The following is an 11,636-nucleotide window of genomic DNA, read 5'->3' as shown; positions in this document are numbered from 1 at the left end:
TCTATACAGGAGTTGATAACGGTTTGCCTTCAAGCATCGCAATAACATTTTGTAAGGCTTTGCCTGCCATAGCTTGACGGCATTCAGCCGTTGCGCTGCCAATATGCGGAGTTAAGGTGACATTTTCAAAATCAAGATAGCCAGAATGGAAATCAGGCTCACCATCAAATACATCTAATCCAGCTGCAGCAATTTTACCGTTTTTTAGTGCATCGATGAGGGCGTTGTCATCAATTAATCCGCCGCGGCCGGTATTGATCAAAATGGCGCCATCGTTGCAATTGGCTAAGCTATCAGCATTGATTATCTGTTGTGATTCAGGGGTGAGTGGGCAATGTAAACTAATGATATCTACAGACGATAACAAGCTCGCCAGACTGTCACAATAATGGGCTTGATAGTTTGCTTCGGCTTCGAGAGATCGTGAGCGATTATAATAATAAATATCCATATTAAAGGCTTTGGCGCGGCGCGCAACGGCTTGGCCTATGCTACCCATTCCCACAATGCCTAACTTTTTACCGTGGACTTGATTTCCCATCATGGCCATTGGGGCTTGTTTAGACCATTTACCGCTGCGTAAAAAGCGCTCATTTGCGCCAAGTCGGCGGCAAGTGGCTAGCAATAACCCAAAGGCTAAGTCGGCAGTATCTTCAGTGACCACCGGGGTGTTAGTTACCGAAATGGAGCGCGCTTTAGCGGCGTTAAGGTCAATATTATCAACGCCAATACCAATATTGGCGATTAATGTAATGGATGTCGGCAAGGTATTAATAAAATCAGAACTAACGGCATCTAATGCCGTTGTTAAGTACACCTTTGCACCTGTAAAAACAGCGTAATCACCTTCAAATACCCGCACTTCGATTGCGGAGCCATTAGCGCTAATTTGCGGTAGAGGTAATGGGCGAGAAAGTACAATAATATCAGTCATTATCTTGTCCTTATTATTATTTTTATGGGCAATCAATTGGTTTTAGGTCTCGCTATTTCTGTCATGATTTTTGAAGCTAGTGATTGTTTAGAGTGCCAGTAGCGATGGTTTGTTTCCGCAACAAATGTTGCATTTGAGATGCTTCATGGTCGATATTGATATAAAACTTATAAGCTTAATTGGCTTGCTTTTGTGAACGATAATAACGTGTCTACTATAAATATCACTATTAATCGGTAGAAGAATAGTGTTGTTAAGTGGATAAAAAACTAGGCAGCATTTGTTGCTAGCGTGTGTTTTTTTTAGCCTTTGCCTTTGTAGGGACTATCACTTAATCTAGCCATGATTGACCAATAATAATAAGTTCGAATGAACAAGGACTCTCTGCACTATGTTAACAATTCAACATCTACATAATTGGCGCGCTGAATTACCCAGCGAAATACAGCAGCAAATATCCCACAGGCTTAGCTTTAAAAAATTTCGTAAAGATGAATTTATTTACAACTCTGGTGAAACCTCAAATTGTGGCTTTCAAGTGGTGTCAGGTAAAGTCAAGATTTGTAATTACAATAAAGAAGGTCGAGAGTTAATTGTGGCCATTTTGCATGCAGGTGATTGCTTTGGGGATATCGGATTAATCACCCGCTATAATCGACCTAACTATGCTGTGGCATGCACTGATGTTGAAGTTAATGTATTGTCACATAAAGACTATTTACATTTAAGTCAGCACTTTCCTGAAATGTCGATAGCACTAAACCGCTTTCTATGTACCCGCATTCAATACACTTTTGCCAGTTTAAATGAAGCATTATTACTGCCACTTTATGAAAGATTAGGTGCAGCAATTGTCAGGCTTGCCCTAAGCCGCGGCGCTAAAGAACTTGAAGCCGTCTCTTTACCTGATATATCACAAGAAATGCTCGGGCAAATGGTGGGGGCAACACGGCAAAGCGTCGGGCGTGAATTGAAAAAAATGCAGCAAGAAAACCTGATTCAAATTGAGTACGGTAAAATTTTTATTAATGATATTGATAACATGATCAAATTGTTTGATTTGAATTTGTCACATCAAGCCATAGTGCCGCTTTATTCGACAATGGCAGATACCGCCTAGATATTTGATTTTATTATATTTTATCATCTATTGTGTTAACAGTGCCTCGCAAGGTCTTATGGCTGATATTTGCTACACCTGTCATTGCAATTGAGTTTCGAACCAAACTCAGTGCTTCGCCTTAATTGTCACAAATGTGACAGAAATTAACAAATCATCTATGACAAAGTAGTTAACACTAATAATAAAAACGAGAGTTAACATGCCTAAATTAAGATCATCAAAAGTTGTCGACGGTAAAGGTGCAGCTGCAGCACGTTCACTTTGGTTAGCAGGGGGATTACAGCAAACAGATTTTGGCAAGCCCATGATTGCCGTGGTTAATTCATTTACCGAGTTTGTCCCAGGCCATGTACATTTACAAGACGTCGGCCGCCTAGTGTGTGAGGCTATTTTTGAAGCGGGCGGCATTGCCCGTGAATTCAATACCATTGCTATCGATGACGGCATTGCCATGGGTCATGACGGTATGCTTTATAGCTTACCGAGCCGTGAAATTATTGCTGACAGCATCGAATATATGATTAATGCTCATTGCGTTGATGCGATGATCTGTATTTCAAACTGCGACAAAATCACCCCTGGCATGTTAATGGCGGGATTAAGGTTAAATATTCCAGTGATATTTGTCTCAGGCGGGCCTATGGAAGCAGGCCGCGTCGTTGAAAAAGATAAAGTTCAGCGTTTTGACCCCATTGATACCTATATTGCCGCTTTCAGTAGTCAGGAACTTGATGGTAAAAGTGCTGAGTTTTTAGAAAATCATGCCTGTCCTACCTGCGGCTCTTGTTCTGGCATGTTTACCGCCAACTCAATGAATTGCTTGGCTGAAGTGTTAGGGCTCGCACTACCGGGCAATGGCTCATTATTGGCGACTCATTCCGATCGTAAAGACTTGTTCACCCGTGCAGCTAAGCAAATCGTAACCAACACCAAAAAGTTCTATTTTGAAGATGACGACTCGGTGTTACCGCGCTCGATTGCCACTCGCGAAGCGTTTTTCAATGCGATGAAAGTGGATATTACCATGGGAGGTTCTACCAACACCATTCTACACTTGCTGGCTATGGCCCAAGAAGGCGAGGTGGATTTCAATCTCAGTGATATTGATGGCTTATCCAGAAAAGTGCCGCACCTTTGCAAGGTGTCACCAGCCACCAAAGATTACTATATGGAAGATGTTCACCGTGCTGGCGGCATGATGGCAATCATTGGCGAACTAGAACGCGCCGGATTAATTGACACCAGTGTTAAATCGGTTGGCGGCGGGACATTAGCGGAAATGCTAGCCTATTGGGATGTATTACGTACAGATAACCCAGAAGTGCATGAGTACTTTAAAGCTGCGCCTGGTGGCAAACGCACCATTAAGGCCTATGGCCAGTCACAGCGCTGGAAAGAGTTAGATTTAGATCGTGAAAAAGGCTGTATCCGTAATATTGATAACCCTTATAGCACCGAAGGTGGCTTGGCAGTTTTGTACGGTAATATTTCTGAAAATGGTTGCATAGTGAAAACCGCTGCAGTGTATGAACATATGCTGGATTTTACCGGAACGGCAAGAGTATTCAATCAGCAAGAAACGGCATTAACCGCCATTGATAATGGTGAAATTCAACCTAACACCATCATCATTATTCGCTACGAAGGCCCCAAGGGCGGACCTGGCATGCAAGAGATGCTTAAACCAACCATGAGCTTAAAAGCTCAAGGGTTAGATGCTAGCTGTGCACTGGTGACAGATGGTCGATACTCTGGTGCATCTGCGGGTCTGTCAGTGGGCCATGTTTCACCTGAGGCGGCTAATCAAGGTGCTATCGGGTTAATTGAAGATGGCGATCAAATACGCATCGATATTCCTAATCGTTCGATTAATTTACTGATCTCTGATACGGCATTGCAGCAACGTCGTGATGCCATGAATGCGTTGCCAAAGGATCAAGCTTGGCAGCCCAATGAACCAAGAACCCGTGTGATCACCCGCGCGTTAAAATCCTATGCAGCGTTTGCTACCAGTGCCGATCGCGGTGGATATCGTGAGCTATAAATGGAGTTATTGATATGGCTTTAGGAATTATTGCGGCATTAGCTGTATTTATATGGATGGCGATGCGCGGCTATAGCATTGTGCTGGCCTCGCTAGTGTGTTCCACCATAGTGATTATCACTAGCGGCATGGCATTTGATAAAGCCATGCTGGAATATTTTCCAACCGGGGCACTGGGGGCATTTACATTTGCGGGACGGTTCTTTTTACTCTTTGCCGCAGGTGCGATGTTTGGTCGTTTATTGGCGGCAACAGGAGCGGCCAATAGTATTGCGAATAAGTTAGTCGACACCTTAGGCGCTGAACGTGTGCTAATTATTACGGTATTATTTTCAGCTTTGCTCACCTATGGTGGCGTGGTGTTGTTTGTGGTTATTTTCACTATGTATCCGCTTGGGGTGCAGCTATTGCAACAAGCGAATGTGCCTAAGCGGTTATTTACTGGTGCCATTGCCTTAGGTATTGGTACGTTCACCATGACCGCTATGCCAGGCTCACCGTCAATACATAATGTGATATCTTCGGTATCGCTAAAAACCGACTTATTTGCCGCAGCGGGATATGGCCTATTCAGTAGCGCCATTATGTTGTCTTTGGGGCTGTGGTATCTTGAAAAGCAGCGTCACATAGCCAAGGCCAATGGTGAGGGTTTTATCCCTTCTGAAAAAGATAAACTGATTTTAGCCAACAATAAGCAAATGGCGATGCCATCTTGGTTTCGTTCAGTCATTCCCATTGCCGCTGTGGTAATTTGTATTGTCTCTCCAAGGATCATCAGTGCTTTAGGCGTTAACGGCATTGAGGTTGTTGACTATGCCAACAGTCAGCCGATAATTTGGCCTTGTATGGCACTCTTGATTGGTATTATTACCACCATAGTGTTGTTTCCACGTATTCTACCCCGCAGTATTACCGAGCTTGGTCAAGGCGCTGAAGAGTCTATATCGCCGTTAATCGCGACTTCAGTTGTCATCGGTTTTGGTGGCGTAGTGAGCCATACCGAAACGTTTGCGCAGTTTTCCCAGTGGATCACCACCTTAGATGTCCCTGTGCTGCTGTCAATTTTTATTGCCGCAAGTTCAGTGTCTGCAATTGTGGGTTCGTCATCAGGTGGCTTGCAAATCTTTTTAGGGACTATGGCGCCTGTTTATTTAGATAAAGGCGTCGATCCAGAGATCTTACATCGGGTTGCTGCTATGGCCAGCGGCGGGTTTGATAGTCTGCCTCATTGCGGCGCGGTAGTAGCGATATTGGCAATAACAGGGCAAACCCATAAAACGGCTTATAAAGATGTCGGAGTCGTGACTGTGGTGTTCCCCGTCATTGCCTGTTTAACCACAATTGGGAGTTATTGGCTGCTTAACACGATATAAGCAGTGGCCTCATAAGGTATGTTTATATGTTATGAGGCTAGGTTTTATGGCTTAATCTGTCTTTTGGACATATTGAGCCGAACAATGCCATTATCTTGAATTCATGACAGCCAAAGCTTGCAAAATCTTTTTAGCCAACCCATTTTAATAAACAAATCCTCGCTATAAATTAGTTGATATTTTATCCCACAGATATCCCAACCGAACAAATGTGGCAGTTTATTGTACAGCGCTAGCGTTACCCTCAAATTAACCCGTATTTCTTTACAAATAATTAACATGGGTTGAAAAATAATAATAGTCAATTTGGGGATTAACTATGTCAAATGTTCAAGCAAACGGAAATTTTAAAAAGTCGTTAATTGCGACAGTGCTGCTATCAATAATTCATGCGCCAGTAATGGCAAATGAGCCACAACAAGAACAAACTCAGTCAGAAAAAAAACAATTTGAAGTGATTGAAGTGACCGCGCAAAAACGCAGCCAGTCTATTAATGAAGTGCCTATGTCGATTTCGGCCTTTAATGCCGAGACATTAGATGAAATAGGTATCGATGACACCACTGATTTAGCCAATATTGTACCTGGGTTTAATTTCAGTGATAGCGCATTTGGGGCACCGGTTTATACCTTACGTGGGGTGGGTTTCAATGAGTCAAGCGCTCAAGCGACATCAACGGTTGGAGTGTATGTTGATGAAATTGCAGTACCATTTCCTATTATGACCAAAGGCACTAACCTTGACGTCGAACGGGTGGAGATTTTAAAAGGGCCACAAGGCACGCTTTATGGCCGTAACTCAACGGCTGGCGCGGTCAATTATATTGCGGCGAAACCCTCTAAGGATTTTGAAGCCGCCATCAAAGCGGGTATTGCTTCTTATGAAACCATTTCTGCTGAAGGTTACGTGACAGGCGGAATTAGCGACATGGTAAGTGGTCGTCTGGCACTTAAAACGATTCAGTCAGACGAGGGCTGGCAGGAAAGCATTAGCCGTGATGAAACCTTAGGTCGACAAGATAAACTGGCTGTGCGTGGTAGCTTAAACTTTGACTTCAGTGAGGCAACTCAAGCATTGCTGACTATCGGTTATGCTAGCGATAATTCAGAAACAATTGCGCCGCAAAATATTGATTATATTCCCGGTAAAGCAGGAGGCGCGCCGTTTACTGTTTCGATATATCAAACCCAGTTAGATATGGCACAAAATCCACAGAATTTTACCGGCTTAATGGATGATAATGCCAAAGCAGATTGGACTGCTGGGCGCACACCGAGCCTTGAACACACCAGCACGAATGTGTCATTGAAAGTTGAGCATGACATTAATGATCAAACCTTATTTACCTCGCTGACTGGCTACTCAAAATTTGAAGATGATGGTTCAGAATACGAGCGAGCTGGTTTTGCAGGGGAAACCATTGCTAATATTAAAAATAACCCACTGAGTGCCGCTACTGAACAAGCCTTTGGAGCAGGATTTGACGGCTACTTATTAGGTCGTTATCAAAATGCCGCCGATTCCGAATACGTTACCATGGACTATGTTTATCAAAATGGTGAAATTGATTCCATATCCCAAGAGTTTCGAGTTAGCCAACAACTTGATAGCCTGGTGTGGATTGCAGGGCTTTATTACAGTAAAAGCGAAGTCGATTACCAAACCCAGCAGGATTGGGGCATAAGTAGTAACGTAAATATTCTGCCAATTCCTGGCTTTGGCTTTAATATTGCTGAAAATGATATTAATCAACAAACCACGACCGCCTCAGTGTTTGCCAGTGCTGACTGGTTTATTACAGATCAATTCACGCTTACCACCGGCTTGCGTTATTCAAAAGATGAAGCGGATTTTACTGGCTGCTCAAGAGATGTTGATGGCGGTTTAGCTGATACTTTTTTTAATTTCTTTTTCGGAACAACGCCCACTAGTGACGTCATCAAAGGTGATGGTTACAACGCAGGCAGTTGCGTTACGGTATTAGACTTTGGAACGCCAGAGGCGAGTGTTGGGGAAGTTAGTGACACATTAAGCGAAGACTCACTTTCATGGCGCCTAGCTGCTAATTATGAGTTTAATGATGATTTATCAGTCTATGCATCTTATAGCCGTGGTTTTAAAGCGGGTAGCTTTCCTTCTTTAGCGGCAGTGACTGATCAACAGTTAGTTCCCGTTGTTCAAGAGCAACTTGACGCTTATGAAATAGGTTTTAAATCAAGCCTAGCCGAGCGTACTCTGCAGTTAAATGGCGCGGCTTTTTATTATGATTACCAAGATAAGCAATTGCTTACCAAAAAAATCGCCCCAGTATTTAACACCGTATTTACCCTGGGTAATATGCCTAAATCTTCGATCACAGGGGTTGAACTTGATGGGCGCTGGTTAGCGACAGATAACTTGACCTTAGGCGTTGCCTACGGCTGGTTAGATTCACAGATTAAACAAGGTGTCGGCTATAACCAACCAGGGCAATATTTAGACTTTAAAGGTTCGCCACTGCCTTTTACGCCAGAGCATCAGTTTAATTTATTTGCCCGTTTTGACTTTGAAATTTCAGCCGGGCTGCAAGGCTTTGTTGGCGCAGATGTAGCATATTCAAGTGAGTCACATGCCGATTTTGAAGGCTCAGTTGATCAAACTCTTGCCGTGTCAGATTTTGTTGGTGAGCCTTATGCCGTTGAAATACCAGCAACCGATTATGAGTTTGATGAGCGTTTTATTAACCCGTCTTATACCCTAGTGAATTTACGTTTTGGGGTTGAAGCTGATAGTTGGAAAGCCTTTGCATGGGGTAAAAATATCACTGACGAGTACTACACCAATACCACAGTCAAAAATAATGAAATGTATGCCAAATACCCAGCAATGGGCGCCCAATACGGGGTGACATTTGAATACACATGGTTTTAGTTAAGTATGAGTTAATTGTTAATCAGGCTTAATGCCGAACTAAAGTCATCTCAACAATTACTGCGTTTTGGGATTTTGTTGGGGTGATTTTTAACTTTTAGCAGCGCTAATTTTTACATCACAGTTTTAGGGCGGGGTATAACAAGTAAGTATCGCGAGGGAAATGTTGGTAGCTATTCAGGCCACCGAAGGAACTCGATGGCCACATCTTGCTTAATGCTCTAGAAAACCTTTGTTAGCTTTCTTGGCAGTCTTTGCTGCTTTCTTTTCTTTTGCAGTTAAAAGTGGTTGCTTTTTAGTGTTTTTCTTACTGTCTTGTCCTTTGCTCATGATACTTTCCATTTGTTGTCATGTAACACACCTGAGGCTAGTTTTAATCAACCGGAGGACCCTGTTACTAGTACATTAGACTCAATTGTCGAATATATAAGTAACCATCTTAGTATGGCCCTATAGCAGGGCAATTGATAGTAATAGTTGATATACACTCAGTATATTAACCCCTTTATGTGTTGCTAGGGGGTAGATAAAGCTGTTTGCGTTAAAGTTGGGCCGTAGATATTTTAGTAAACGATGGATCTAACAATTTGATAACCAAGCTTAATGTGTAAAAATATTGAAGACTGCTATAAACAAGGACATGGAGTGAGTCAGTTGCAAAAATGAGTTAAGTAATTACAGGTGTATGGCTTTAAGGCGAGTTTCAGTGGCAATAAAATTCACATTAAATTCGAAGGCTAAGCTAATTTAGTTTGAATAACCCAAGATATTGGCTTGGAGGCCAGCAAATGATGTTAGAAGTAAACCATCAAGAAGATAGCGTTATTTTTGACACCCTAGTCGCAGGGGTTAGAGAGCACAAATATGAACATATGGGGCCAGAAGAAACCAAGCCCTTATCTGTGGTTTGTCGTGATGAACAAGGCACTATTATAGGTGGGATAGCAGGGCGAACTATATACAGAAACTTTCTTATTGAAGTGCTCTGGGTCGACAAAGCAAGCCGAGGCTCAGGTCTTGGCCGTCAATTAATGGCATCGGCAGAACTGGAAGCCAAGAAAAGGGGTTGTGTTGTTGCCCAACTGGATACCTTAGATTACCAAGCGCCAGAGTTTTATAAAAAGCTGGGTTTTAAAGTTGTCGGCAGTGTGGCAGCTTTTCCTGGTAGCCCTGAAAGGATTTTCCTCACCAAAGAATACTAATGCTCACTGAATATTATGGGATTCATTTACAAGGATGTTTGAATGAGATCAAAGGCATTGTTGAATTTATTGTAGAAATAGAAAAGTTAAAGTCGGTAACACCTAATACTAAACCTGTAGGTTTAGAACGCTATGAGAATTCAGCTGAACACAGCTGGCATGTGTGCATTAGTGCGCTGATGTTAAAAGAGTTTGCTAATGAACCCGTTGATATCAATCGGGTGATTAAAATGCTACTACTGCATGATTTTGGTGAAATCGATGCAGGCGATACCATAGTTTATGCCAGCAGCAATACGCATTCGATTGCGGAGCAGCAAGGAGTAGAGCGGTTATTCAAAACCTTGCCAGAATATTTAGCTGACGAATATTTACAGCTTTGGCTTGAGTTCGAAGCAGGTAAAACTGCCGATGCTATATTCGCTAAAACCATTGATAGAGTGCCGCCGTTACTGCATAACATTCATGGCGGTGGTCATAGTTGGAAAAAGCATAATATTTCAAAGCAGCAAGTCATGTCATTGAATGGTGATCGAATCGCTAAAGGTAGTCATAGTCTATGGACTGAGCTTGAAAAACAGTTAATCAGCGCCGCTGAGCAAGGTTTACTTAAATAGCGCTGGCTCGCTTTAGGTAACAACCGATAATTCTTTCTCATTACTCTCATTACTCTTAATTCTCATCGCTCTTCTCACGACTTTTATTGAATAAAAAATAAAAAATAAAAACAATTTCTTGTGTATCTTTATAGTTGCGAAAAATTAGCTACATTTATAAAGAGGCGAAAAATTAGTCACAGAGAAGGATTTCGCCAAAATGACTACAAATGGGAGTGTCATTGAGATGATGAAAAAATTATTAGGGGCTTGCTTACTGGTAACCGTGTTACCGCTAGAGGCAGTTGAAGTTTATAAGTCTGATCTATTAAATTTAGACGTCGGTGGCAATATTCAATTAGGTGTTATCAATAGTGACACTAACGATGGTGACAATACCACCACTGTGTTTGATAACGGCTCTCGATTACATTTTGATTTTAGCAGTTCGGTAAATTCAGACCTAAAATTTAGAGGTTTTTTTGAGTGGTATATTAATGCGGTAGCCCGCAATAGCATTGATAGTTACAACGTTGGTCATAATGCAATCTCGCTAAGTGATGGTAGAAATGAGTTTATGTCACTCAGGCAAGGTTTCTTTGCTGCTCAGCACAGCAAATGGGGAGAGCTGTCTATTGGTAAAAGAATGGGAGCTTATACGGCCGTCACCTCGGTAACCGATAGGTTTAATGTTTATTCGGCGCTGGCATCATCAACTTATGTATACGGTGATGGTGGCTTAAGTGGCACGGGTCGAGTCGATAACGGTATTTTTTGGAATAAGCCGTTCGATTTCGATAATCATAGTTTAACGGTTAACCTTCAAGGGCAGTTTATAGACGACACGACAGTGCTTAAAGACGATGAAGATATGCCAGTATTAGATGATGACGGTAATGAAGTCACTCTAACTACTAAAGGCGGTGAAGCGGCCAGTGTTATTTATGCTTATGATGTAGACAAATTCACCTTTGGCTTAGCGTATGTTAATGACGAGGCTGAAGGGAAAGGTATTAGGATCAGTAACCCTAGGGCCATAGCAGCTTCTTTTAGTTCAACCATGGGTGACTGGTATTTATCTGCGGTAGCCGCACATTCAGAAGGCATGTATCAAGACAACAGTAATCAAATTTTTGAAGGTAAAGGCTACGAAATAGCACTGAGCCGAGACATAGGAAATTGGACTCCAATGATCGGTTGGAATCATATCGAACCGGATAATTACGATATTGCAGAGCAGAACCAAGCTAGCCAATATGAGCTCGATTTAATCATCATCACCCTTAATTACAACGTACCGTCACTGGGCTTTTTTGCCTTTATTGAAGGCATGGTTGATAACGGTAAAAACGCCGATGGTAGCAATAGTAACGACGATTATATTTCAGTGGGTATGTATTACCCTTTTTAAGACAAAGAGGATACTCGCTTCACTCTACCATTGATGCTTTGA

The 11,636-nt window shown here is 42.3% G+C and carries 8 protein-coding genes; 7 read left to right on the top strand and 1 reads right to left on the bottom strand.

Annotated features, from left to right (window positions below; all coding sequences use genetic code 11):
- Nucleotide 1: 1 nt before the first annotated feature.
- Nucleotides 2-934, bottom strand: a complete 933-nt coding sequence (locus Q4533_RS04150; protein ID WP_102476428.1) for a D-glycerate dehydrogenase — start codon at nucleotides 932-934, stop codon at nucleotides 2-4.
- 391 nt (nucleotides 935-1,325) lie between these two features.
- On the opposite strand from Q4533_RS04150, the gene Q4533_RS04145 reads away from it, so the two are divergent.
- The 7 genes from Q4533_RS04145 (at nucleotide 1,326) to Q4533_RS04115 (ending at nucleotide 11,594) form a co-directional block, all read left to right on the top strand.
- Nucleotides 1,326-2,054 (top strand): Crp/Fnr family transcriptional regulator, encoded by a 729-nt coding sequence (locus tag Q4533_RS04145; RefSeq protein WP_102519976.1) that lies wholly within the window; start codon nucleotides 1,326-1,328, stop codon nucleotides 2,052-2,054.
- A gap of 202 nt (nucleotides 2,055-2,256) precedes the next feature.
- Nucleotides 2,257-4,101: a dihydroxy-acid dehydratase gene (gene ilvD / locus Q4533_RS04140; RefSeq protein WP_303501989.1), complete on the top strand. Its 1,845-nt coding sequence runs from the start codon at nucleotides 2,257-2,259 to the stop codon at nucleotides 4,099-4,101.
- Between the two features lie 14 nt (nucleotides 4,102-4,115).
- Nucleotides 4,116-5,474, top strand: a complete 1,359-nt coding sequence (locus tag Q4533_RS04135) for a GntP family permease (RefSeq protein WP_241904991.1) — start codon at nucleotides 4,116-4,118, stop codon at nucleotides 5,472-5,474.
- Nucleotides 5,475-5,793: 319 nt separating this feature from the next.
- Nucleotides 5,794-8,385 carry a TonB-dependent receptor gene (locus Q4533_RS04130; protein ID WP_303501986.1) on the top strand — a complete coding sequence of 864 codons (2,592 nt, stop codon included), beginning with the start codon at nucleotides 5,794-5,796 and terminating at the stop codon, nucleotides 8,383-8,385.
- Between the two features lie 788 nt (nucleotides 8,386-9,173).
- Entirely contained in the window at nucleotides 9,174-9,587 is a 414-nt protein-coding gene (locus tag Q4533_RS04125; protein ID WP_102476424.1) for a GNAT family N-acetyltransferase, read from the top strand.
- A complete protein-coding gene (locus Q4533_RS04120) occupies nucleotides 9,587-10,204 on the top strand; it encodes an HD domain-containing protein (protein ID WP_303501985.1) in 618 nt (205 codons plus the stop codon). The genes Q4533_RS04125 and Q4533_RS04120 overlap by 1 nt, the downstream gene beginning before the upstream one ends.
- 199 nt (nucleotides 10,205-10,403) lie before the next feature.
- Nucleotides 10,404-11,594 (top strand): porin, encoded by a 1,191-nt coding sequence (locus tag Q4533_RS04115; protein ID WP_303501983.1) that lies wholly within the window; start codon nucleotides 10,404-10,406, stop codon nucleotides 11,592-11,594.
- Nucleotides 11,595-11,636 lie beyond the last annotated feature (42 nt).

Source organism: Shewanella sp. 6_MG-2023 (assembly GCF_030547195.1).
Lineage (GTDB): Bacteria > Pseudomonadota > Gammaproteobacteria > Enterobacterales > Shewanellaceae > Shewanella.
Note: the sequence above shows the minus strand (reverse complement) of the source record. Positions and strands in the feature narration are given on the sequence as shown.